Origin of the sequence: Staphylococcus sp. EG-SA-14 (genome assembly GCF_017151935.1) — a bacterium.
Lineage (GTDB): Bacteria > Bacillota > Bacilli > Staphylococcales > Staphylococcaceae > Staphylococcus > Staphylococcus aureus.
On the sequence record NZ_JACVZM010000097.1, the window covers coordinates 1 to 249 of the forward strand.

Annotated in this window: 1 pseudogene; it reads right to left on the reverse strand. The window is 33.7% G+C overall.

The annotated features are described in order from the left end of the window. Positions 1-60: 60 nt before the first annotated feature. Positions 61-249, reverse strand: a pseudogene (locus IDG63_RS14460) (hypothetical protein); the annotation flags it as partial.

Consider the following 249-nt stretch of genomic DNA (forward strand, 5'->3'; position numbering starts at 1 on the left):
TTTTCAATGAATTGATGAAAATCATTTAATGGAGGGCGAGTATGGGTAAAGAATATGTAGTCATCGGTCTAGGTCGTTTTGGAGGTAGTATCGTTCGTGAGTTGAATGCATTAGACATGGATGTAATAAAAGTAAACCTAAAATAAAGACAATCACTAATGTCCAGCCCATTTCTGGATTAACATATGCATCTGTAATTTTTACAAACGGATATAAAAGGTATGGCAATTTACTAATTCCATAGCCAAA